The organism is Mesorhizobium australicum WSM2073, from assembly GCF_000230995.2.
GTDB lineage: Bacteria > Pseudomonadota > Alphaproteobacteria > Rhizobiales > Rhizobiaceae > Mesorhizobium > Mesorhizobium australicum.
On sequence record NC_019973.1, the window covers coordinates 503380 to 525741 of the forward strand.

Consider the following 22362-nt stretch of genomic DNA (forward strand, 5'->3'; position numbering starts at 1 on the left):
TGGCGGGAAGGCCAGCTATTCCTGGATCTCGTCGGTCCACACTTTGAAGCCCGCAAGCAACCCTGGCCCGAAGATATGGGTTAGCGGCACATCCGCCGCGTCGCGGCCGGAGGCGATCAGGATGCGGCCGATGCGTGGCGCGTTGTTGCGCGGATCGAAAGCGTGCCAGCGGCCGCCGAGATAAACCTCCATCCAGGCGCAGAAATCCATGCTCGCCCAAGGCTTCGGCATGCCGATGTCGCTGATGTAGCCTGTGCAGTAGCGCGTCGGGATATTGAGTGCCCGGCAAAACGTGACGGCAAGATGCGCGAAATCGCGGCACACGCCGCTCCGTTCGCGCCAGGCTTCCGCGGCGGTGCGCGTCACCCGTGCGTTGCCGTAGTCGAAGACGATGTGGTTGTGGACGAAATCGCACACCGCCTGCACGCGCGGGATGCCTGATGGCATATGGCCGAACAGCCGCCATGCCTCGCTTGCCAAGAGGTCGCTTTCGCAAAACCGGCTGGGCAGCAGGAACAGCAGCGTTTCAGCCGGCAGGTCGCGCACCTCATGCTGCCACGCCATCAACTCGCCCATCTCGAACGTGCCGGAGTCGCGGATCACCGCATCCGTACCGAAAGTGAAACGCCCGGGCGGGGCGACGAGCCGGTTGCACCAGTTGCCGAAACTGTCGCGATAACTCTCAATCGGCACTGGCGGGTTGGAGGTCAGGAAATCCGGGCGCTCAAGATCGGAGGCGCGGGAATAGTGTACATTGAGCATTGAGATGAGCGGCGTTTCCTGCGGAAAGTCGAAGCTCATCTCGCAGCCGATATGGATCCGCATTGTCGTCCTGACGGGCCTGCCTGACGATCACCCGGCGGTGCACGGGTCGATGCTGCAGTGCGAAGACAAGCATGGCATGGACTGCCGGGGTTTACGAGCAAATTAGAAACCGGTTGAAAGCGGCCTGCCGGCGCCGGCAGCAGGCACTCGCCTCTTGCAGTCTGGCGTTTGTCTTGTTTCACTCCGTTTCCCGCAACTGGAGGAACGAATCATGGCTAAAGGTGCGATGAAGGCAGGCAAGGAAGCCCGCAAACCAAAGAAAGACGCCAAGAAGCCTGTAGCCGCTCCGGCCCTGAAGGCGCCGCCGGTCAAGGCGACGAGGATCAAGGAAAAGTAGATATCGCAGAGCGTGCATGGATTTCACCGGCGGCGTCCGACATGCCGCCGGCGAATTGTTGATTGGGCGTTCAGACACCCTATATCGACGATGCGGGGACGACCTCGCATTTCCCGAATCCGGTTGGGACGGCCCGCCCATTGTTTGATTGAGCATCCGAAGACCTTTCGGCCGGATGTTCTGGATGGAGCGTTCCGATGCCATGGATTCTTCTGTTCTTCGCCGGCCTGTTCGAAATCGGCTGGGCGATCGGGCTCAAATACACCGACGGCTTCACCAGGCTTGTTCCGACCGTGCTCACGGTCGCGTCGATGATCGTCAGCTTGACCTTGCTTGGCCTGGCACTGAAGACGCTGCCTGTCGGCACCGCCTATGCGGTGTGGACCGGTATCGGCACCGTCGGCACGGCGCTGCTCGGCGTCTGGCTGCTGGGCGAGCCCGCGACGGCGATCAGGCTCGGCTGCATCGCGTTGATCGTCTGCGGTATCATGGGGCTGAAATTCGCGGCCTGAACGGCCTGTCCACCGGCTGACGCTATCGATCGAGCTGACATCCATGAATCGACATCCCTGGATGCAGGGAGGCTTCCCGTGGGCAACACCGATAAACGCGAAAAAGGGCCGCGCCTTGGCGCGTCCCTCATTCATCATCCATCGAGGCGAGTGCGCTGTTAGCGACCCGTAAAGCCGGGCGGTGTCCTGCCGGTGCGCTGCTTGCGTGCCGCATAGCGTGCGTCGCGCTTTGCCTTGCGCTCTGCTTCATCGGCAAGCAAACGAGCGATACGCTCGTTCTCTTCAGCTTCCCGAAGCTTGGCATCCGCTTGCGCTGCCTCTTCGGCGGCAATGCGCGCAGCTTCGGCTGCTGCCTCACGCTCGGCTTTCTCAATCGCCTCGCGTGCCAGCTTTTCCTGCTTCAGCTTGGCCTTCTCGGCCTCGCGGATCTCACGAGCCGCAAGGATCGCCTTGCGTTCGGCCTGTCGTGCCAGCACCGCGGGATCGTCTGCTGCCGGCTTTGACTTGAAGCGCTCCAGAAGCGCCTTCTTTGCCTCGGTCGCGGCATTGCGCCGCTCGAAAATGTCTTTTTCCCTGTAGATAGCCAAGTCCACTTCCTTGAAGTCTATTCGCGACGCTTACATACGCGCGAAAACCGGGAGTTCAAGCGCCAAAACGGCATGCCAGCCATGAAATTCCGGGATGTTGCACCCGGGAGACGCATTTTCCGCCGAAATCGACATGCACTGTTCACCAGCCAGCCTCTGGCGGCGCGACGGACGCGTCGCTACCTCTGGAGCATGATGCCGAAAAGGGGAAAGCGGTTTTCGGACGATATCATGCTCTATCTATCTCTTCGATTTAGGGTCGGATTCAGATTTCAGGTCGAACAGAGCTAAAATCATCCGACCCTAGCGCAACAATCAACACACTGGGATGACATCCAAATGGAACTCGGCCTCTACACTTTTGCCGATGTGAGCCCTGTGCCGGGTCCCGGCGCCATCGGTCCGCATGAGCGGCTGCGCAACCTGATCGAGGAGATCGAACTTGCCGACCAGGTCGGGCTCGACGTCTTCGGCCTCGGCGAACACCACCGGCCGGACTATGCCGCCTCGGCACCGGTCGTGGCTTTGGCCGCGGCGGCGGAGCGTTCGAAGCGCATCAAGCTGACCAGTGCGGTGACGGTATTGTCCTCCGACGATCCGGTGCGCGTTTTCCAGCAGTTTTCCACGCTCGACCTTCTGTCGGGCGGCCGCGCCGAGATCATGGCTGGGCGAGGTTCGTTCATCGAATCCTTCCCGCTATTCGGCTACAACCTCGAAGACTATGACGAGCTGTTCGCCGAAAAGCTCGACCTGCTGCTGGCCATCCGCGATCAGGTGAAGGTTACCTGGTCGGGTAGGCTGCGCGCGCCGATCAACGATCGCGGCGTCTATCCCAGGCCCTTCCAGGACAGGCTGCCGGTCTGGATCGCCATTGGCGGAACGCCGCAATCGGCCGCTCGGGCGGGCGCGCTCGGCCTGCCGCTGGCGCTTGCCATCATCGGCGGCGAACCGGCGCGCTTCGCGCCGCTGTTCGACCTCTACCGTGAGGCCGCCAAGCGCGCTGGCGGCGATCCGACGGGGTTGGCGACCAGCATCAACGTGCATGGCTTCATCGCCGATACGACCGAGCAGGCGGCGGACGACTTCTACGGCCCCCAGGCCGAGGTGATGAACCGCATCGGCCGTGAGCGCGGCTGGGGTCCGACATCGCGCGCGCATTTCGACCAGTCGCGTGGTCCCGACGGCGCGCTGTTCGTCGGCAATCCGGAGCAGGTGGCGGAAAAGATCGTGACCCAGCACAGGGTGTTCGGTAATGACCGCTTCCTGCTGCAGATGGCGATCGGCACCATGCCGCACGCCAAGATCATGAAGGCGATCGAGCTCTACGGCACCAAGGTGGCGCCGATCGTACGCAAGGAAACCGCGAAATCCGCGCCGACCGTGGCGGCGCCTGTCGCGTGAACTTAAGGAGGCCCGCGAGCCTCATTCCATGAGCCCTGGATGAGGATGCTTATCGCGTTGCCCGGTGTAGGGCCGCATTCATCATCGCGGCATGATGGATTTCGGTCGCCTCGTCGGCTGGGAACAGGCACTCGATGCGCAGTTCCTGGGCGGCGACGGTTTGGGGCGTGCCGACTGGCCTGCTCCCGTGCCAGGCCCGCCAGCTGCCCGGACTCAATTACACGGCATGTAATCGTGGAACGCTCGCAGCCGAGCCGTCGGTCTGAGCTATATTGACGGCGCCCGCTCGGCGGCGGCCACGCCGTCAGTGCCGGCTAACGGAACCTTGAAGCCGCGCTGGCGTTTCCGTCTGCGGATTGCATCAGTTGTGATGTGCCCGCCGAGGGGATCGCGATGAAGGCCGAACCCACCGCTTTGGGCGCAGGCGTTGCCGAAGCCGAAGAATCGCGAGTGGCGGCGCGTGCCGATACGCGTCTCATGCGCTCGTTGCTCATCGGTATCTTCCTGTTCATGACCGTCTATGCGCTCTATTTCGCGCGCGCTTTTTTCATGCCGGTCATTCTGGCCTTCCTGCTGGCGCTGACGCTGACCCCGATCGTGCGGCTGCTGCGCAAGCGCGGCATTCCCGAAGTGGTTTCGGCGACGCTTCTGGTGCTTGTGTCGATCTTCGTCTTCGCAAGTGCAGGCTATGTGCTCAGTGGGCCTGTCATCGATCTCATCAACAACACATCGTCCATCGGCCAGCAGCTGACCGAGCGATTGGCGCAGTTGCGACGGCCGCTCGAGAGGATCATGGACATCGCGCACCAAATCGAGGGGCTGACCGAGACATCGCAGGAACCGGGTGTGCAAAAGGTCGCGGTAGCGCAGTCCGGCTTCTTCTCGTCGGCGGCGAGCAACATCCTGTCGGCTGGAACAAGCCTGACCATCATCTTCGTGCTGTCGCTGTTCCTGCTCGCCTCGGGCACGATGTTCTACGAGAAGATCATCCAGTCCTTCGCCAGCCTCACCGAAAAGAAGCGGGCGCTGCGCGTCGTCTACGACGTCGAGCGGGAAATCTCGCACTATCTGCTCACCGTCACCATCATCAACACCGGCCTCGGCACGGTCATCGGCCTCGGCCTGTGGGCGCTCGGCATGCCCAATCCGTTGGTCTGGGGCGCGGCGGCCGCCCTGCTCAATTTCCTGCCCTATGTCGGGGCCATGATCACGCTTGTCCTGGTCACCGTCATCGCGCTCATCACCTTCGACACGATCGCCTATGCGCTGTTGGCGCCTGCTTTCCTGGTTTTGTGCGACATCATCGAAGGCCAGTTCGTGACGCCGATGGTGGTCGGGCGGCGGCTCGAGATCAACGCCGTGGCGATCTTCATCGCCATCGCATTCTGGTCATGGCTGTGGGGCTTCGTCGGCGCGCTGATGGCGGTGCCGCTGCTGGTCGTCGTCAAGGTGTTCTGCGATCATTTCGAGAGCCTCAGTCATGTCGGCAATTTTCTCGCCGCACAACATACAGCGGTCGTTGAGGACGAAGCCGACGAGCAGGACGCCGCGGCAGCCGGATAACCGGCGCACGGTTTGCGACGGCGGGATCGAATGCCTATATCCGGCCGATCAGTGCCCGGTGCCCTTCCCGATGAATGACGTTCCCTTCGACCTCGACGCCTATTTCGCCCGGATCGGCCATGCCGGTTCCGGACAAGCTTCGCTCGACACGCTGAAGACGCTCCATTTCCTGCATCCGCAGGCGATCCCGTTCGAGAATATGGATCCGTTTCTGGGACGCCCGGTCGGACTGGATGTCGCCTCGCTGCAGGGCAAGATCGTCCTTGGTGGGCGTGGCGGCTATTGCTTCGAGCACAATCTCGTCTTCATGCACGCGCTGAAGGCGCTCGGCTTCAAGGTCGGCGGCCTTGCCGCGCGTGTGCTTTGGGGTCAGAGCGAGGACGCCATCACGGCGCGTAGCCACATGCTTTTGCGCGTCGAACTTGACGGCCACACCTATATCGCCGACGTCGGATTCGGCGGCCTGACGCTTACGGCGCCGCTGCTGCTGAAGCCCGGCCGGGAACAAAAAACGCCGCACGAGACATTTCGCATCGTCGAGGCCGGCGATCATTTCCGCCTGCAGGCCTTGATCGGCGGCGACTGGCGCTCGCTATATCGCTTCGACCTGCAGCCGCACTATGAGGTCGACTATTCCGTCGCCAATTACTTCCTGTCGAACAACCCGGCATCGCATTTCCTCACTTCCGTCATAGCGGCCCGCGCCGCACCCGACCGGCGCTATGCGCTGCGCGGCGATCGCCTATCGATCCATCACGTCGATGGCCGCACCGAGCAGAAGCAGATCGCCACCGCCGCCGAACTTGCCGACACGCTGGAAGGCCAACTCGGCATCACCATTCCCGACCGCGAGGCCTTCGAGGCCCAGGTGCGCGAGAAGAAGATCGTGGAGACCAGTATATGACCGAACTGTCCGTTCTCGACCTGTCGCCGATCGTCGAAGGCAGCGATGCCTCGCAATCGCTCGCCAATTCGCTCGATCTCGCCCGCCACGCCGAGCGGCTGGGCTACAAGCGCTACTGGCTGGCCGAACATCACAATATGCCGGGCATCGCCAGTGCGGCCACATCGGTCGTCATCGCCCATGTCGCCGGCGGCACCAAAACCATTCGTGTCGGCGCCGGCGGCATCATGCTGCCCAACCATGCGCCGCTGGTGATCGCCGAGCAATTCGGCACGCTCGCCGCCCTGTTTCCTGGCCGCATCGACCTTGGCCTCGGTCGCGCTCCCGGCACCGACATGAACACGGCGCGCGCGCTGCGGCGCAATCTCGAGGCCGGCGCCGACAATTTCCCGCAGCATGTCGTAGAGCTGATGGGCTATTTCCTGCCGGCCGAGGAAGGCCAGCGTCTGCGCGCCGTGCCCGGCGAGGGCCAGACGGTGCCGATCTGGATTCTTGGGTCGAGCCTCTACGGCGCGCAGCTCGCCGCCATGCTCGGCCTGCCCTACGCCTTCGCCTCGCATTTCGCGCCGGCGGAACTCGATCATGCGCTGGACATCTACCGCTCGCGCTTCCAGCCGTCGGAGCAGCTCGAAAAGCCGCATGTCATGCTCGGCCTCAACGTCTTCGCGGCACCCACCGACGCAGAGGCGCGGCTGCTGTTTACTTCGCTGCAGCAGGCCTTTGTCAATCTGCGCACCGGCAGGCCCGGAAAATTGCCGCCCCCGGTCGAGAACTATGACCGGGATCTCGACCCGATGGCCAAGTCCATGCTCAGCCAGGCGCTGTCCTGCGCCGTCGTCGGCTCACCGGAAACAGTCCGGCAAGGCATCGATGCGTTCGTGCGACGCACCGGCGCCGACGAGTTGATGGTCACGGCGCAGATATCGGACCACGCCGCCCGCGTGCGTTCCTTCGAGATTTTGGCCGAGGCGCATAGATCGTTGTCGCAAGCGGCCTGAAACAGGCGGCCTGGAGCTTTTGCCGACGTCGATGCTCTGCTAAGTGCGGGTATCCTTCGCAACAGCGAGCCTTGCCTTGCCCCATGACCTCGATAGACGCGAGCAGTTTGCCATCGACCTGGCGCGACGCGCCGGCGAACTCGGCCTGAAATATTTCCGCGATCTCGACAGCCTGACCATCGAGAGCAAGGGCCATCAGGACCTGGTCTCGCAGGCCGACCGCGAGGTCGAGCTGTTCATCCGCGCGGCAATCGCCGCCGACTATCCGCAAGACGGCATTATCGGCGAAGAGCACGCCTCGGTCGCCGGCTCGACCGGCCATGCCTGGGTCATAGACCCCATCGACGGCACCGCCAATTTCGTACGCGGCATTCCGGCCTGGTGCGTGGTGATCGCTTGCGCAAGGAATGGCGAGACGATCGTCGGCGTCATCCACGAGCCGTCGACCGGCGAGACCTTCCACGGAAGGCTGGGCGGCGGCGCCTTCGTCAACGGCAAGCCGATCAAAACGAGCGCGGCCACCAGCCTGCAAGAGGGCTCGGTGGGCACCGGCTTCTCAAACCGGGCCGAAGCGGAGAACATCGCCGTGCTGATCAAGAAGATCCTGGCCGAGGGCGGCGTCTTCTTCCGCAACGCGTCAGGCGCGCTGATGCTTGCCTATGTCGCCTCGGGCCGGCTGCTTGGCTATGTGGAGGAACACATGAACCCTTGGGACTGCCTCGCCGGCATGCTGCTGATCGAGGAGGCCGGCGGCACTGTGCTGAAGGCGGATCCGAAGACAGTGCTGCAGAGAGGGACACAGATTATCACCGGCGGCAAAGGCGTCTTTTCGAAGCTGCAGGAACTGTGTTCCGGTGTCTTCACGCCCTGATCAAATCCCGGGAATTGCCCGAAAACCGCTTCACACTTTCGGCATGCTCAGGCGCTCACGCTCTGCACCACTGTCCCCAGCGGGCGGCATGAATTGCGGATCATCAAACGGCCCTTGAGGACGAGCTTGCGCGGCGGCGCGTCCCTGTTGCCGGCGAGACGGTCGAGCAGCAGATTGGCCGCCTGTTCGCCGATCGCCTGCACCGGCTGCGCCACCGTCGTCAGTTGCGGCTGGAACACGTCGGACCAGGGAAAATCGTCGAAGCAGGCTACCGAAATGTCCTCCGGACAGGACAGGCCGATGTCGCGGATCGCCTTCATCGTGCCGATCACCATCGGGTTGTTGGCCGAGAAGATGGCGCTTGGCCGCTCATGCAGCGACAGCAGCTGCATGGTCGCGTTGTAGCCGTCGATCTCGTGGAAATTGCCGGAACGAACCAGTTCCTCGGCCACCGGCAAGCCGGCGGCCTGGAGCGCCTCGCAATATCCGGTCATCCGGTCATGCATGGGTGAAATATCCGAGGTGCCGGTAATGTAGCCAATCCGCCGATGGCCGAGATTGATCAGATAGCTGATGGCGTCGAACACCGCGCGCTGGTTGTCGAGAACCACGGCGTCGGTGTCGACGCCCTCGCACAGACGGTCCAGCAACACGACCGGCACATTGGCGTCGACGACGATCCGCTCGAGGATCGCGCCGCCACCGACGCGCGCCACGATAAGCCCGTCGACCATGCGGTCGAGCAGCAGCCTGATCTGGTCGTCCTGGGTGTTCAAATCCTCGTCAGTGCAGCACAGCATGACGGCATAGCCGGCGCGGTCGAAGGCCTGCTGGATCACCGAAACGACGGCGGTGAAGAATGGGTTGGTGATGTGCGGGACGGTCAGGCCGATGGTGCGGGTCGTGCCCATCTTCAGGCTGCGGGCGATGGCGTTGCGCTTGTAGCCGATATCGCGGATTGCCTGTTCGATACGCTGGCTGAGTTCCGGGCTGACGGTCGCCGTACCATTGATCAGCGCCGACACGGTGGCGACCGAGACACGCGCGGCCTCCGCCACGTGAAGCATGGTGGGCGCGGTGGATTTGCGCTGTTTTTTTCGCCCTGACGCTGTCATTTTCGAAACGTTTCGTCCCCCCTCTGCCGCCAATACCTACGGAATCCTGTCTTTTTAAGCAAGAATCGAAATGCATCAAACTTCTGGCACCTGATATCGGCTTGACACTATCGAAACGTTTAGATTAGCGTTTGCCTGGAGTTGACGACGACGGAAGGGAGGCCGCCATTGTCATGCAAGAGAGCAGTTCCCCTTCTTCGACGCGCAATGCGGCATCGGATCGGCCGGACATCGTTCTGAGCGCCGAGCACATTTCCAAGAGTTTTGGCGGCATCGCCGCGCTCGTCGATGTCGGCTTCGAACTGCGACGCGGCGAGGTCCATGCCCTGATGGGCGAGAACGGCGCCGGCAAATCGACGCTGATGAAGATCCTCTCCGGCGTCTATACCGGCTATGAAGGCACGGTCAGCGTCGATGGCCGGCCGGTCGGCTTCGCCGGCGTGCGCGACGCCGAGGATGCCGGCATCGCCATCATCCACCAGGAACTCAACCTGGTGCCGGAGCTCAGCGTCGCCGACAACATCTTTCTTGGCCGTGAAAAGCTGATCGCCGGGCTGATCGTCGACCGCAAGGCGAGCAGCCGCGCGGCAAGCGCCCTCCTGCAGCGGCTCGGCATCGAACTCGATCCGGACGCTCGCGTCGGCGCCTTGCGTGTCGGCGAACAGCAACTGGTCGAGATCGCCAAGGCGCTGTCGATGTCGGCGCGCATCCTGATCATGGACGAGCCGACCTCGGCCCTGTCCCCGGCCGAATGCCAGCGGCTGTTCCGCATCATCGGCCAGCTTGCCGATAGCGGCGTCGCCATCGTCTACATTTCGCACCGCATCGACGAGGTGATGCATCTGGCCGGTCGCGTCACCGTCTTCCGTGACGGACGCCATGTGCTGACGCGGCCGATGGCCGAACTCGACGAAAACGCCATCATTTCTGCGATGGTCGGACGGGACCTGCTCGCATCCTCCCAAGGTGAGCGGGATCCCGGCGGCAGGACCGTGCTTTCGGTCAGCGACCTGTCGCTGTCGAAGCCCGACCGCCAGGGCTGGCGGCAGGTGGTCGGCGGCGTCAGCTTCGATCTGGCCGCCGGAGAAATCCTCGGCATTGGCGGGTTGCTGGGCTCAGGCCGCACCGAGATCATGGAAGCGATCTTCGGCTCGAGCGATGGCCGTGCCGGCGGCGAGATCCGGCTCGACGGCCAGCCAGTGGATATCCGCTCGCCGCGCGATGCAAGACGCCTCGGCATCGCGCTGGTGACCGAGGACCGCAAGACGCAGGGCTTGCACCTGCAGGCCTCGATATCGGACAATGTGGCGCTGCCGCTGGTCGGCGCGCTGGCGCGCTTCGGCATCCGCTCGCTGGCCGGCGAGCAGGGGCTGGCGCGGCAGGCGGTCAAGGCGCTCGGCATCCGCTGCCGGGACATCGACCAGCCTGCCGGCACGCTGTCGGGCGGCAACCAGCAGAAGGTCGTCATCGGCAAGTGGCTGGCGACCAGGCCGAGGGTGCTGTTGCTCGACGAGCCGACGCGCGGCATCGATGTCGGCGCCAAGCGCGAAATCTACGACCTTATCTTCCGGCTGGCGCGCGATGGCCTGGCCATCGCCGTCATCAGCTCCGAGCTGCCGGAATTGCTGCATCTTTCCGACCGCATCCTGGTGATGGCCGACGGCCGCCAGACAGGCATCCTTTCGCGCGGCGCGGCGAGCGAGGAGGCCATCATGCGCCTCGCGGCACCGCGCCGGACCCTATCGAGACCCGCCGCATGACCGCACTGAAACTCCTGTCCCGCACCAAGCTCTACTGGGGCCTGATCGCCATCTTCCTGATCGGCGTGCTGGGTTCGCCGGTGAGTTCCAAGGGCAACAACATCTTTCTGTCCTACGGCAATCTGCTCGACGTGCTGCGCCAGGTGTCGACCACTGGGCTGATCGCCACCGGCATGACCGCGGTGATCATCACCGGCGGCATCGACCTTTCCGTCGGTTCGCTGATGGCCATCTGCTCGGTGGTGTGCGCCATGCTGCTGACGGTTCCGGGCGTGACGCCCGGCGTCGTTCTGGGCGTGCCGACCGTCGCGCTGGTCGCGCTGTGCCTCGGCTTCGTCGTCACGCGCTTCATCTTCCTCAATGTGGAGAAGTCCCGCGCCGGCGCGGATGCCGCCGTTCGCGATGTCAGGCTGGACACCGTTCGCGGGCTGGTCACGCCGGCAACCGTCGGCGTCGTCCTGTGCTGTCTTTCGCTGTGGTACCTGTTGCCGCAGATCGAGCCCAAATTCGGCGTTCTCGGCGTGCTGCTGGTGGCGCCCTGCGTCGGCCTGCTGTTCGGCGCCATCAACGGTTTCATCATCGTTGGCGGGCGGCTGCAGCCGTTCATCGTCACGCTGGCAATGATGGTGACGGCGCTCGGCATCGCCCGGCTCACCGCCGGCCAGAACAATGCCGTGCTGCCGGTCTATACCGGTTCCAACGCAACCGCCGATTTCGAGCTGCTGCGCTCGCTGGTGTTCGGCGTCATCCCGATGCCCGGCCTGTTCTTCCTCGGCGCCATTGTCATCTATGGCGCGATGCTGCGCTTCACGCCCTTCGGCCGCTATGTCTATGCGATCGGCGGCAACGAGGAGGCGGCCAGGCTCTCCGGCATCGCCGCCGGCCGCGTCAAGATCGCCACCTATGCCATATCAGGCCTGCTCGCCGGAATCGCCGCGGTGCTCTACGTGGCGCAGTACCGGCAAGGCAAGCCGGATGCCGGCGCCGGGCTGGAACTCGACGCCATCGCGGCCGTGGTCATCGGCGGCACCAGCCTGATGGGCGGGCGCGGCAGCCTGACAGGCACCTTCTGCGGCGTGCTGATCTTCGGGCTGCTGTCCAACATATTGCAGCTCCACAACATCAATTCGAACCTTCAGCTGGTGCTGAAGGGGATGATCATCATCGGCACCGTGCTCGTGCAGGAGCGCAATGCCGGCGATCTCATGGCCTATCTGCGCCTGCCCGGGGCGGCGCACAAGGAAACGGCCGCCGCAAAACGGCCGTCGCAAGAGACACCGTCTCTCAATCTCGGAGGAAACAAGAAATGAAACGACGTGACATGCTGAAGCTTGCCGCACTCGGCGCGGCATTGCTGACCACCACGGCACTGCTGTCCACCGGCCATGCCTTCGCCCAGGACAAGAAGTGGAAGATCGGCTTTTCGCAGGTGACCACCATCGAGCCCTGGCGCGCCCAGTTCAACAAGGACATCATTGCCGAGGCCGCCAAGCATCCGGAGGTCGAGCTGATCATCACCGACGGCGAGGACAAGACGGAGAAACAGGTCGCCGACGTCGAGAACCTGATCCGCCAGGAAGTCGACGCGCTGCTGGTCTCGCCGAAAGAATCCGCCGGCCTGACCGGCGTCGTGCAGCAGGCGATCGACGCCAAGATCCCGGTCTTCGTGCTCGACCGCAATGTCGACACCAAGGACTACACGCAGTTCGTCGGCGGCGACAACAAGCTGATCGGCCGCGCGGCCGGCGAATACGCCGTCGAACTGCTCGGCGGCAAGGGCAAGGCAGCAGGCAATGTCGTCGAGATCTGGGGCGGCATGGGCACCCAGCCGGCGCATGACCGCCATGACGGCTTCCATGAATTCACCGACAAGGAACCGGGCATCAAATATTTGCTCGACCAGCAGTCGGGCGACTGGAAGCAGGACCAGGCCTACAATCTGATGGCCAACGCGCTGAAGACCAACGAGAAGATCGATCTCGTCTACGGCCACAACGACCCGATGGCCTACGGTGCCTATCTGGCCGCCAAGGATGTCGGCCGCGAGAAGGACATCAAGTTCATCGGCATCGACGGCCTGCCCAACGAAGGCGTGCAGATGGTGAACAAGGGCGAGCTGACGGCGACCTTCACCTATGTCACCCCAGGCGCGGAAGGCTTGCGCCAGGCGATCAAGTTCCTCAACGGCGAGAAGGTGGAAAAGACCATCACCTTGCCGACGCAGAAGATCACCAAGGAAAACGCCGCCCAGGTGCTGAAGGACAACGGCCTGTGAGTGCTGTTGCCGGAGAAGGTGGCTCCGGTGTTTAGAACTCGGCCATAGCTCTCCTGCTTCTTGGTGGGACAGCTGTGGCCGGACCTTCCTCAGCCGCCTGATTCGATAACGGAAGCTTCATCACCTTGAATTAACCATCAGCGTGAAGGAGAATCTTCCTATGGCTGAGACTTCAATCGAATGGACCGACGCAACGTGGAATCCTGTGGCCGGCTGCACGATCCTGACCGCCGGCTGTAGGAACTGCTACGCGATGCGCATGGCGGCACGACTAGATGCCATGGGCATGAACAAGTACCAGGGTTTAACACGCAAGACGGGTGGTCGAGCGAAGTGGACCGGTAAGGTCATCACCGATCCGAAATCGCTGTCGATCCCCGCAACTTGGTCAAAACCACGCCGCGTCTTCGTGAATTCGATGTCCGATCTCTTTCATGTAGATGTGCCAGCCGATTTCATTCGGCAGGTATGGACTGTGATGGAAGAGACGCCGCGGCATACGTATCAGATTCTAACGAAGCGTCCGGAAGTCATGGCTAAGGTTCTAACACGGGGTGACTTTCCTGTTCTGCCGAATGTCTGGCTCGGAACCAGCGTTGAAGACCATCGAGTGCTGGATAGACTCGACGACCTTCGCCGAGTGCCAGCAGCAATCCGTTTTGTTTCTCTGGAGCCATTGATTGGATCTGTAGCCGGTGCCGATCTCGTCAATATTCATTGGGCGATTGTTGGCGGTGAAAGCGGGCCAGGGGCACGGTATATGGATCCTCGCTGGGTTGGCGAGATCGAAACAATGTGCCGACACGCGGGCACGGCATTCTTTTTCAAGCAGTGGGGAGGCAACAACAAGAAAGCCGCCGGCCGTATGCTCAACGGTCGTATCTACGATGAGATGCCGGCAGCTACCGCCTAGAAAAGGTTGCCTTGCCTCTGCTTGTTGGCAGCCACCTTCCAAAACGCTAGAGCGAGCTCATGCTTGGCGGCCAGCAGAAGCCAATATAGCGGCTGGTTGCCCGGCCCGGTTACTAGTTTGGGTTCCAAGGAGGGCCACACGCCTAGTCGTCCAACAAGCTCGGACCAATAACGCAGAATTGCCTGACGTGTTGCGCTGACGTTCCCCGCTTTGATGGTGTCACGCCAGCCAGGAATGAAGGCATCGAACACCGTTGAGTCGCCCGACGAATATTTGTCGAGGTTCCGCTGCAGGTCCATCTGGCTGACATGTACAAGCATGTCGACGTACCGAAGGCCTGACAGCGTCCTGATCATCTCAAAATTCAGTGTCTCCAGGTTGTATGGATCCAGGTACGCGAAGTTCAGGCTATGAGGGTTCACAACGCTGACGACCGTCTTGATGGTGGCCACAGCATTACCTGTGAAAGCTACGACTGGGGCGTTCAGCGCACGTAGCCGTTTCTCGCAAGCCTCAACCCGCTCGGCTTCGATGTCTCCGATATATACCGCAGAGAATGGCGTTTGGCCGTCTGCACTCTTCTTCCAGGCAGCAACAACTCCGCCATCGATGAACTCATTGGTGCCGCGAATCTTGCATCTGCCCGGTCCACAGAACGGATCAATCAGAGTTGCTCCGGCCTTTCCGTGATCGAGCCATTTCGATCGGACACCACGACTGATGTCGACATAACGACATAGATATTCGTGTTTGGTTTTGGCCCAGGCGCCGACCTCCTCTACAGGCGATCCATCGTCGCCTTGAATAAGTTGTCCCACCAGCACCCCCGTTTTGATCGATCCAACCATCTTTAGTGTCAATCGACAAGTGGCGAGCCAACCACATTCTCCGGAGGCGACCTCCTCTCCTATCGCTATATTACATAAAACCTTGCTAGCCGGGCCATCCTCGCGGCAGGATCGCCCTATGCCAGCTTCGCCAGCAGCTTCGTGAAGGTGGCGATCTCCTTGGCCGAGAGCGGCGCCAGTGTTTCCCTGGTGATCTCGTGGGCCAGCGGGATCAGCCGTTCGATGGCATCGCGGCCTTCGGCGGTCAAATTGACCAGCAGGCGCCTTTTGTCGACCTCATGCCGGGACAGCTCGACCAGGCCACGCGCCTTCAGCCGGTCGATGACGCCCTTCACCGTCGCGGCATCCATGGCGATCAACGTGCCAAGCTGGTTCTGCGAGGTCTCGCCGACATCGCGCAGCTTGGCCAGTGCGGCGAATTGCGGCGGCGTCAGATCGGCGATACGGGCGGCGAAGATCGAGACATGGCGCTGGTGCGCCTTGCGCAGGATGAAGCCGACCTGTTCCTGCAGGAGGTAGTCGTGATCGTCGGCCTCTTCGGTCTCGACCAGCTTGAGCAGGTTGTCCTCGCCGCTCACCGCAGCCCGTCCCAGGCTTTTATGTCATCCGCAGCGAGGCCACCCATGCGGTTGTGGATGCGCGGGCCACAGGTCATGGCGAGGCAGAACAGTATCTCGTCAGGACGCGGGCCGTCGCTGATGCCGACCTCCATGGCGTCGAAATGGCTGCGCACATAGGCGGCGTTGATGTGGCCGAGCGGTACGTCGAGCTTTGATCCGAAGGCGCCGACCTTCTTGGCCGAGGGCACGATCGCCTTGGCATCGCCCAGCCGCTCGCGCATCGCGTAACCGCCGGGTACATGCCACAACGCGCCGTGTTCCAGCTCGCCTGCGCTGCCGACAATGGCGCCCTTGCCGTAGCCGTCGATCTGTTTCACGTCGCCGCCGAGCGCCGCGATCAGCCGGTCGGCAAGAAGCAGGCCGAGCGGCTTCAGATCGTCCATGGCGCTCTGCAGCTCCTCGACATAGCGCCCGGCGAAAGGGTTCTTGACCACCGCCATGGCGGCGGCACGCCGGCGCGGCACGTCAGTGACAGGCCCACCGTCGTGAAAAATCTCTTCGCTCAGCACCGCGATCTTGCGGATCGGAAACTCAGGCATGGGCAACTTCCTCCGGTTCGTGCTTGTTGGGCGGGCCGAGTGCAACGGAGCCACTGATGCGGGCCTCCCCGCCGAGAAACAGCGCCGATGCGGCAATCAGGCCGCGCCGGCGAAAATCTTCGGCGACGGCGAGGCCATTGTCCAGCGCCCGCGCCACCTCGCCAGAGGCGAGCGTGCCGACGCCTTGTGTCACCAGCCGTGCGCCAAGATCGCTGTCGGGCGACAGGTCGCTTGCGGGAGTGCGCCTGATGGCAGGATTGCCGGGCAGGTCGACGGCGTTGGCGATAAGCGTCGCCGCCGCATCTGCCTCGGCGCCGGTGCGTGCGAGCACGGTGACGGCATCGGCAATGCCAAGCGAGAAGGAGCGGCCACGCCAGCCGCTGGTTGCGACACCACGCACCCCATCTTGCGCGCGGATCGTGATCCGGTCGGCCATGCCGTTGCCGGTCCCGGCGACCGCCAAGCCAATCGACGTGGCCTTGTCGAGATGGAGGGCGCTGTCGCCGCCATTGTTGACATAGGCGCGGTCGAGCTTGCGGCCGGCAAGCAGCGCGGCAAGCATTTCGTCGGCTACCGATCCGGCGACGGCGGCCATCGGCGTGATGAAGCATTCCGCCAGGGGCATGACGGCTGCTTCCATGCGGCGCGCCGTCGGGCCGGTGAAGGTTCGCGGCGCCAAGAAAAATGCTGGGAGGCGCAGTTCGGGAAGCTCCTCGACCAACTCGATCAGGATCGTCTGGAAGCGCGCGACGGCTTGGGCATAGGCGGCGCGACACTCGTCAGCCTCGCCAAAGGCCTCGACGATCAGGTCGATCGGCCCATGGTTGAGATGCAGCCGCTTGCCATCCTGCAGCCAATGCGCTTGCGGGCCCTCCATCAGCCGGCCCCATCCGAGCCCGCGCGGCGCAACTGCGCCAGCGGCGGCCATGGATTGCTGGCCAGGGCACCCGTGCCGCGCCGGGGATTGAGGTACTCCCCGCCCTTGGCGACAATATCCGCGACGCTGCGGATTTCGGCCTCGTAGCCGCCAAGCCTGACATAGTCGTCGCGGCGCAGCGTGAACTCGATCGGCGCCACGAGCGCCGGCGTCGGCACATAGCCGAAGGCGCCTGGCGGAACCCTGGTGACATCGACCATCAGCGTGATGCCGCCACCCGGCCAGACATAGACCGGCGCGCCGCCGACGGTGACGTAGGTTTTCAGGCCTTGCACGGAACGGGTGAGATTGACCGGGTTTTCGGTGACGCCGGCACGCAGTGACCCGCCGGCGCCGCCGATGAACAGCACGGTGCACAAAGCCGGCTCGCAATTGTCCTCGATCAGGTTGACCGATTTTCGCAGGCGCTCCGGAAACGGTTTTTCGACCGGTTTCAAGTCGTCGTCGAGCTCGTAATAGGCGAACTGCTCGCCGGTGGTCGAAACCATCAGCAGCGACAAGCCCGGCCGCGCGCCCTTCTTGGCGTTCCATTCGCCGAGGATCGACAGCGGATCTGAAATGCTGGTGCCTCCCCAGCCGAGGCCGGGCTCGGAGACCTTGAAATAGCGGCCCGGTGTCGAGCGGCGGCCGACGATCTTGATACCGGTATCCTGCCAGCCCAGCACCTTGCCGGCCTGGTGTTCGGAAACGACGCCGGTAATGTGGTCGTCGACCACCACCACCTCGTCGACCAGCCCGCGCCATTGCGTGGCGAACATGCCGATGGTGGCCGAACCGCAGCCGACGCGCATGCGATGTTCCTGCTTGCCGTCGATGACGGGCGGTTTGCCGGCTTCGACAATGACCGTGGCGCCGCCGTCGATGGTGAGTTCCACCGGTTTGCAGTTGCACAGGTTGAGCAGCGCGTCGCAGGTGGCGCGGCCTTCCGCCTTGGAGCCGCCCGTCAAATGATGCACGCCGCCCAGCGACAGCATCTGCGAGCCGTATTCTCCCGTCGTGACATGGCCGATGGCTTCGCCCTCAGCCCGCACAACAGCCGTTTCGGGTCCGATATGACGGTCGGTATCGATCTTCACCTTGACGCCGCAATAGGAGAAGATGCCTTCGGTCACCACGGTGACGAGATCGACGCCTTCCACTTCCTGGCTGACGATGAAGGGAGCGGGCTTGTAGTCGGGATAGGTTGTGCCGGCGCCGATTGCGGTGACGAAGCGGCGGCCGGTGTTGATGAGTTCGCCATCCCACTGCTCGCCCTCGGCGACAAAGGGCACCATGGCGGCCCCGGTCTCGGCCGCATGGTCGAGGATGGTCAGCGGGTCCATGCGCACGATGCGGCCCGCGATATTGCCATAGCGGTCGCAGGCTCCGGTCCGTCCGTCAGCGATGTAGCACATGACGGGACAGGCGTCGCAGCGGATCTTCTCCGCCACCAGCTTCTCGCCGGGATGATGGGTTTCGAAACGCTCGGCAAGCTCGCTCATGCGCGTGCCTCCTTCTCGCGGATGGCCGCCAGGATGCGGCTTGGCGTTGCCGGCACCTTGGTGACCAGCACGCCGGTGGCGTGACGAATGGCATTGAGGATCGCCGGCGCCGTGGGGATCAGCACGTGCTCGCCCAGGCCCTTGGCGCCGAACGGCCCTTCGGGATCGGGCACCTCGACAAGGATGGTCTCGATCGGCGGCACGTCGCCGATGGTCGGGATGAGATAGTCATGCAAATTCTCGGTCCGGCCGGGGATGTATTCTTCCATCAGCGCCATGCCGATGCCTTGCGCGATGCCGCCCTCGATCTGGCCCTCGACCAGCAGCGGGTTGATCGCCTTGCCGACGTCGTGCGCGGCGATGATCCTGATCAGCGTGACCGTGCCGAGCCTGAGGTCGACCTCAAGTTCGGCGATCTGCGCGCCATAGCCATAGACCGCATAGGGTTTGCCCTGGCCCTTGGCATCGAGCGGCAGCGTCGGCGGGTCGTATGTCTCCTCGGCGTGGAAGACGAAACCGTGCGCATCCACGTCGAGTAAGCCAACATCGATGCTTCGTGTCGCCTCGCCTTCGCGGATGACGATCGCCGGGCCATCCAGTTCAAGCGAAGCCTTTTCCGAGACATTGGCAAAGCGCAGGATCTTCTCGCGCAGGGCGCGGCCCGCCTTCTCGGCCGCCTTGCCGGTGACGAAGGTCTGGCGCGAGGCCGAGGTCTTGCCAGCGTCGGGACTGATCGCCGTATCGGCGCTCTTCAGCCGGAATTTTTCCAGCGGCAGGCCGAGCGCGTCGGCGCAGATCTGCGTGATGACGGTGTTGGATCCTTGACCGATATCGACCGCGCCCTGGTGCAGGATGACCGCGCCGTCAGCCGCGATGCCGACCCGGATGGTCGACGGATTGGGCAGCGAGGTGTTGCCGCAGCCATACCAGCACGAAGCGACGCCGACGCCGCGTTTTCTGTCCAGGTTGGCGCTGTTGAAAGCGTCGGCATCGGCTGTCGCCCGCGCCCAATGCGGTCGCAACGCTTCGAGGCATTCGGCGATGCCAACTCCGGACTCCAGGACCTGCCCGGTAACCGTTTCGAATCCGTTCCGAAGGCAGTTCTTCAGCCGGAAATCGAGCCGATCGATACCGAGTTTGCCGGCGAGCTCGTCATAGAGCGTCTCTTGCATGATCGTCGCCTGCGGCACACCGAAGCCACGGAAGGCGCCGGCAATCGGCCCATTTGTGTGGATGGCGCGGCCCTCGGCGCGGTAATTCGGCGTGAAATAAGGACCGGAGGCATGCACCGGCACGCGGTTGGCGACCGTCGGCCCCCAGCTCGCATAGGCGCCGGTGTTGAAATCGCCTTCGAAGATCATACCGGTGACATGGCCCTCGGCATCCGCGCCGACGGAGGCCTTCATCCGCGCCGGATGGCGCTTGGTGGTCGACATCATGGATTCGTTGCGGGTGTAGGCGAGGGCCGCGGGCCGCCCGGTCTTCAGCGCGACAAGGCCGATCAGCGGCTGCAGGGAAACGTCGAGCTTGGAGCCAAAGCCACCGCCGGTCGCGGTCGGCACGATGCGCACCTTGTCGACGGCAAGGCCGAGCACTTTCGCCGTATCGTCGCGATCCATGTAAGGCGCCTGCGTGCAGGCGACGACGACGAGCGTGCCGCCGTCGAGATATGCATAGCCGGCTTCCGGCTCGATATAGGCGTGCTCGACATAGGAGGTTTCGATCGTATCGCTCGCGATGAACGCCGCATCGGCAAGTGCCGACTCGGGATCGCCGCGTTCGACGAAGCCCTTGGTCAGCAAATTGGCCGGGCGGTTTTCATGGATCAGCGCCGCACCTTCGGCCTGCGCATCGCCGGGCTGGAGAACATGCGGCAGTTCGGTCCAGCGGACGGGGAAATCCGACAGATCGAGATCGAGGATCGCCTCGCGTTCGCCGGCGACCAGCGCGACAGCCTCGCCGCGAAGCCGGGCAAAGCCCTCGGCCAACGCCGGCTGGTCGGCGAACGGGCCGATAACGCCGAAGCAGTTTTTTCCCGGGATATCGGCGGCCGTGAAAACACCCGTGATACCGGGATGGCTGCTTGCCCAGCCATCGATCTCGCCGAATGCGAAGCCGGCATGATGATGCGGCGAGCGGATCACCAGCACCGCAAGCGCATCGGCCGGGAAGGAATCGCCGCCGAATTTCTCGGCACCGGTCACCTTTGGCACACCGTCGAGCCTGACCGGCGACGCGCCGATGGCGTGGCCGGACCGAGGCAGACGGAAGTCCAGGCTCGCGGTCTGGAGGGAAGCCTCCATCACCGCGGTGATGATCTTGCGGTAGCCGGTGCAGCGGCAGAGGATGCCGCCCAACGCATCCTGCACCTCGGTCTCGGTCGGCCTGGGTTTCGTGTCCAGCAGCGCTGACGCCGCGACCAGCAGCGCCGGCGTGCAGATGCCGCATTGCGCGGCGCCATGCGCCAGGAACGAGGCTTGCAGCGCCGACAGGCGCCCATTGGCGAGGCCCTCGACCGTCGTCACCATAGTGCCGGAAGCAGAGGCCGCCGACATCAGGCAGGCGCAGACGGGAGCGCCGTCGACCAGCACCGTGCAGGCGCCGCAGTCGCCGGCGTCGCAGCCGACCTTTGTTCCGGTCAGCCGCAATTCGTCACGCAGCACCGAGGACAGCCGGCGCAGCGGCGGCACGTTGACCGAGACGGCGGCGCCATTGACCGCGAAGGCGATGTCGGCGCGTTCCATGCTCATGCGGCCACCTTGTCGTCCGTAGGCTTGCCCGCGGCCTCAAGGGCGGCGCGCGCAACGATTTCGCGCACCGCGTCGAGCCTGTATTCGGCGCTGCCGCGCACGTCGGCGATCGGCTGCAGCTCAGCCATCGGCGCAGACCTGACCGCGGCAACAAGCCCGGCGTCCAGGGGAAGCCCGAGCAGCGCCGCCTCGACACCGGCAAGCCGCCTCGCCACGGCCGAACACGAGCCGACGGCGACGGCCGCCTGCGCGACAGTGCCATTCTCGGCAACCAGACGCACCGCCACCATGGCAATGGAAATAACGAGATAGCGCCGCGCCCCGAGCTTGACGAAGGCCGATGTGCCGGCGGGCTTCGGCACGTGGATGGCCGTCAGCATCTCGCCAGGCCGCAAGGCCGTACGGCGGTTGCCGAGGATGAACGCCGACAAGGGCAGACGGCGCGTCGCCGTCGCCGAGCGCAGCTCGACCTCGGCATCAAGGACCAGCAGCCCCGGCACACCGTCGGCGGCCGGCGAGGCGTTGCAGAGATTGCCGGCGACCGAGGCGACGTTCTGGATTTGTGGTGAACCCACTTCCCGCGCGGCCTGTTTCAGCGCATCAAAGGCCGGCGGCAACGGATGGCGGATGATGTCGGTCCATGTCGTGCGCGCGCCGATGATCCAGTGGCTGCCGGTCTCGGCGATACCGCGCAGCGCTGTCAGGCCGTTGATGTCGAGGACATTGTCACGAAACGGTTTGCTGCCCTGCGCCGGATAGAAATCCGTACCGCCGGCAAGGATACGCCAAGCGCCCCCGCCAAGCAGCGCGAGCGCCTCGTCGACCGTGGTGGGTTTCGCGTAACGGATCACGCTTTCCTTCCCAATAAGGTGGGCCTTCCCAATAAGGTGGGGCTTCCCGATAAGGTGGGGCTTCCCGATAAAATGGGCTTTGCCCGAAACTGGCCCTCCCGAGGCACTTGCCTAGGGAAAGTCTTTACCGGCTTTGACCGGCAAATTCATTCGTATGCAAATGATATCAAGACGGCGGAAATTGTCAAAGCCAGAGTTTGCGCCGGCATCCGTCCGGCTGGCATCGCCACGCATTTGTTATGCCGCTGGAGGTTGACGCGGACCGCCATCTGGTC

At 63.6% G+C, this 22362-nt stretch carries 21 protein-coding genes; 11 read left to right on the plus strand and 10 right to left on the minus strand.

What is annotated here, in order from left to right; translation table 11 throughout:
* Positions 1–15 precede the first annotated feature (15 nt).
* Positions 16–825, minus strand: a complete 810-nt coding sequence (locus MESAU_RS02345; RefSeq protein ID WP_015314441.1) for a transglutaminase-like domain-containing protein — start codon at positions 823–825, stop codon at positions 16–18.
* 211 nt (positions 826–1036) lie between these two features.
* Here MESAU_RS02345 and MESAU_RS32165 point away from each other — a divergent pair, with 211 nt between their 5' ends.
* Positions 1037–1162, plus strand: a complete 126-nt coding sequence (locus MESAU_RS32165; RefSeq protein ID WP_015314442.1) for a hypothetical protein — start codon at positions 1037–1039, stop codon at positions 1160–1162.
* Between the two features lie 197 nt (positions 1163–1359).
* On the plus strand, positions 1360–1674 hold the full coding sequence (sugE, locus tag MESAU_RS02350) for a quaternary ammonium compound efflux SMR transporter SugE (protein ID WP_015314443.1): 315 nt from the start codon (positions 1360–1362) through the stop codon (positions 1672–1674).
* A 158-nt stretch (positions 1675–1832) separates the two neighbouring features.
* Here the strand turns inward: sugE and MESAU_RS02355 are convergent, their stop codons facing one another.
* On the minus strand, positions 1833–2261 hold the full coding sequence (locus tag MESAU_RS02355; protein WP_015314444.1) for a DUF6481 family protein: 429 nt from the start codon (positions 2259–2261) through the stop codon (positions 1833–1835).
* A gap of 339 nt (positions 2262–2600) precedes the next feature.
* On the opposite strand from MESAU_RS02355, the gene MESAU_RS02360 reads away from it, so the two are divergent.
* From MESAU_RS02360 to MESAU_RS02380, 5 genes are all read left to right on the plus strand, one after another.
* A complete protein-coding gene (locus MESAU_RS02360) occupies positions 2601–3662 on the plus strand; it encodes an LLM class flavin-dependent oxidoreductase (RefSeq protein ID WP_015314445.1) in 1062 nt (353 codons plus the stop codon).
* Between the two features lie 393 nt (positions 3663–4055).
* A complete protein-coding gene (locus MESAU_RS02365; RefSeq protein WP_015314446.1) occupies positions 4056–5225 on the plus strand; it encodes an AI-2E family transporter in 1170 nt (389 codons plus the stop codon).
* 70 nt (positions 5226–5295) lie between these two features.
* Complete coding sequence (locus tag MESAU_RS02370) at positions 5296–6129, plus strand: arylamine N-acetyltransferase family protein (protein WP_015314447.1); 834 nt, start codon at positions 5296–5298, stop codon at positions 6127–6129.
* Positions 6126–7127, plus strand: coding sequence for an LLM class flavin-dependent oxidoreductase (locus MESAU_RS02375; RefSeq protein ID WP_015314448.1), 1002 nt, complete (start codon positions 6126–6128; stop codon positions 7125–7127). Before MESAU_RS02370 ends, MESAU_RS02375 begins: the two co-directional genes overlap by 4 nt.
* Positions 7128–7203: 76 nt before the next feature.
* Positions 7204–7998, plus strand: a complete 795-nt coding sequence (locus MESAU_RS02380; protein WP_015314449.1) for an inositol monophosphatase family protein — start codon at positions 7204–7206, stop codon at positions 7996–7998.
* A 47-nt stretch (positions 7999–8045) separates the two neighbouring features.
* Here the strand turns inward: MESAU_RS02380 and MESAU_RS02385 are convergent, their stop codons facing one another.
* Positions 8046–9065: a LacI family DNA-binding transcriptional regulator gene (locus MESAU_RS02385; protein ID WP_015314450.1), complete on the minus strand. Its 1020-nt coding sequence runs from the start codon at positions 9063–9065 to the stop codon at positions 8046–8048.
* 221 nt (positions 9066–9286) lie between these two features.
* Between MESAU_RS02385 and MESAU_RS02390 the strand changes: the two genes are divergently transcribed.
* The 4 genes from MESAU_RS02390 (at position 9287) to MESAU_RS02405 (ending at position 14061) form a co-directional block, all read left to right on the plus strand.
* The gene (locus MESAU_RS02390) at positions 9287–10873 is read left to right on the plus strand and encodes a sugar ABC transporter ATP-binding protein (RefSeq protein ID WP_015314451.1); all 1587 of its coding nucleotides are present in this window, start codon (positions 9287–9289) and stop codon (positions 10871–10873) included.
* Entirely contained in the window at positions 10870–12183 is a 1314-nt protein-coding gene (locus MESAU_RS02395) for an ABC transporter permease (protein WP_015314452.1), read from the plus strand. The genes MESAU_RS02390 and MESAU_RS02395 overlap by 4 nt, the downstream gene beginning before the upstream one ends.
* On the plus strand, positions 12180–13148 hold the full coding sequence (locus tag MESAU_RS02400; RefSeq protein ID WP_015314453.1) for a substrate-binding domain-containing protein: 969 nt from the start codon (positions 12180–12182) through the stop codon (positions 13146–13148). The genes MESAU_RS02395 and MESAU_RS02400 overlap by 4 nt, the downstream gene beginning before the upstream one ends.
* 160 nt (positions 13149–13308) lie before the next feature.
* The gene (locus tag MESAU_RS02405) at positions 13309–14061 is read left to right on the plus strand and encodes a DUF5131 family protein (RefSeq protein WP_015314454.1); all 753 of its coding nucleotides are present in this window, start codon (positions 13309–13311) and stop codon (positions 14059–14061) included.
* Here MESAU_RS02405 and MESAU_RS02410 read toward each other — a convergent pair.
* The 7 genes from MESAU_RS02410 to MESAU_RS02440 all read right to left on the minus strand — a co-directional run bounded on the left by MESAU_RS02410 (position 14058) and on the right by MESAU_RS02440 (position 22087).
* Positions 14058–14909: a three-Cys-motif partner protein TcmP gene (locus MESAU_RS02410; protein ID WP_015314455.1), complete on the minus strand. Its 852-nt coding sequence runs from the start codon at positions 14907–14909 to the stop codon at positions 14058–14060. The genes MESAU_RS02405 and MESAU_RS02410 overlap by 4 nt on opposite strands.
* A 116-nt stretch (positions 14910–15025) precedes the next feature.
* The gene (locus MESAU_RS02415) at positions 15026–15487 is read right to left on the minus strand and encodes a MarR family winged helix-turn-helix transcriptional regulator (protein ID WP_015314456.1); all 462 of its coding nucleotides are present in this window, start codon (positions 15485–15487) and stop codon (positions 15026–15028) included.
* Positions 15484–16068: an amino acid synthesis family protein gene (locus tag MESAU_RS02420; RefSeq protein WP_015314457.1), complete on the minus strand. Its 585-nt coding sequence runs from the start codon at positions 16066–16068 to the stop codon at positions 15484–15486. Before MESAU_RS02420 ends, MESAU_RS02415 begins: the two co-directional genes overlap by 4 nt.
* Positions 16061–16945: a UPF0280 family protein gene (locus MESAU_RS02425; protein ID WP_015314458.1), complete on the minus strand. Its 885-nt coding sequence runs from the start codon at positions 16943–16945 to the stop codon at positions 16061–16063. The genes MESAU_RS02420 and MESAU_RS02425 overlap by 8 nt, the downstream gene beginning before the upstream one ends.
* A complete protein-coding gene (locus tag MESAU_RS02430) occupies positions 16945–18486 on the minus strand; it encodes a hypothetical protein (protein ID WP_015314459.1) in 1542 nt (513 codons plus the stop codon). Before MESAU_RS02430 ends, MESAU_RS02425 begins: the two co-directional genes overlap by 1 nt.
* Complete coding sequence (locus tag MESAU_RS02435; protein ID WP_015314460.1) at positions 18483–21236, minus strand: molybdopterin-dependent oxidoreductase; 2754 nt, start codon at positions 21234–21236, stop codon at positions 18483–18485. Before MESAU_RS02435 ends, MESAU_RS02430 begins: the two co-directional genes overlap by 4 nt.
* On the minus strand, positions 21233–22087 hold the full coding sequence (locus tag MESAU_RS02440) for an FAD binding domain-containing protein (protein ID WP_015314461.1): 855 nt from the start codon (positions 22085–22087) through the stop codon (positions 21233–21235). The genes MESAU_RS02435 and MESAU_RS02440 overlap by 4 nt, the downstream gene beginning before the upstream one ends.
* Between the last annotated feature and the right edge of the window lie 275 nt (positions 22088–22362).

Excerpts from the sequence above, each read along its gene's own strand:
- MESAU_RS02345 (WP_015314441.1), bottom strand. The coding sequence starts at position 825 with ATGCGGATCCATATCGGCTGCGAGATGAGCTTCGACTTTCCGCAGGAA.
- MESAU_RS32165 (WP_015314442.1), top strand. The coding sequence starts at position 1,037 with ATGGCTAAAGGTGCGATGAAGGCAGGCAAGGAAGCCCGCAAACCAAAG.
- sugE (WP_015314443.1), top strand. The coding sequence starts at position 1,360 with ATGCCATGGATTCTTCTGTTCTTCGCCGGCCTGTTCGAAATCGGCTGG.
- MESAU_RS02360 (WP_015314445.1), top strand. The coding sequence starts at position 2,601 with ATGGAACTCGGCCTCTACACTTTTGCCGATGTGAGCCCTGTGCCGGGT.
- MESAU_RS02365 (WP_015314446.1), top strand. The coding sequence starts at position 4,056 with ATGAAGGCCGAACCCACCGCTTTGGGCGCAGGCGTTGCCGAAGCCGAA.
- MESAU_RS02370 (WP_015314447.1), top strand. The coding sequence starts at position 5,296 with ATGAATGACGTTCCCTTCGACCTCGACGCCTATTTCGCCCGGATCGGC.
- MESAU_RS02375 (WP_015314448.1), top strand. The coding sequence starts at position 6,126 with ATGACCGAACTGTCCGTTCTCGACCTGTCGCCGATCGTCGAAGGCAGC.
- MESAU_RS02385 (WP_015314450.1), bottom strand. The coding sequence starts at position 9,065 with ATGCTTCACGTGGCGGAGGCCGCGCGTGTCTCGGTCGCCACCGTGTCG.
- MESAU_RS02390 (WP_015314451.1), top strand. The coding sequence starts at position 9,287 with ATGCAAGAGAGCAGTTCCCCTTCTTCGACGCGCAATGCGGCATCGGAT.
- MESAU_RS02395 (WP_015314452.1), top strand. The coding sequence starts at position 10,870 with ATGACCGCACTGAAACTCCTGTCCCGCACCAAGCTCTACTGGGGCCTG.
- MESAU_RS02400 (WP_015314453.1), top strand. The coding sequence starts at position 12,180 with ATGAAACGACGTGACATGCTGAAGCTTGCCGCACTCGGCGCGGCATTG.
- MESAU_RS02405 (WP_015314454.1), top strand. The coding sequence starts at position 13,309 with ATGGCTGAGACTTCAATCGAATGGACCGACGCAACGTGGAATCCTGTG.
- MESAU_RS02410 (WP_015314455.1), bottom strand. The coding sequence starts at position 14,909 with ATGGTTGGATCGATCAAAACGGGGGTGCTGGTGGGACAACTTATTCAA.
- MESAU_RS02420 (WP_015314457.1), bottom strand. The coding sequence starts at position 16,068 with ATGCCTGAGTTTCCGATCCGCAAGATCGCGGTGCTGAGCGAAGAGATT.
- MESAU_RS02425 (WP_015314458.1), bottom strand. The coding sequence starts at position 16,945 with ATGGAGGGCCCGCAAGCGCATTGGCTGCAGGATGGCAAGCGGCTGCAT.
- MESAU_RS02430 (WP_015314459.1), bottom strand. The coding sequence starts at position 18,486 with ATGAGCGAGCTTGCCGAGCGTTTCGAAACCCATCATCCCGGCGAGAAG.
- MESAU_RS02435 (WP_015314460.1), bottom strand. The coding sequence starts at position 21,236 with ATGAGCATGGAACGCGCCGACATCGCCTTCGCGGTCAATGGCGCCGCC.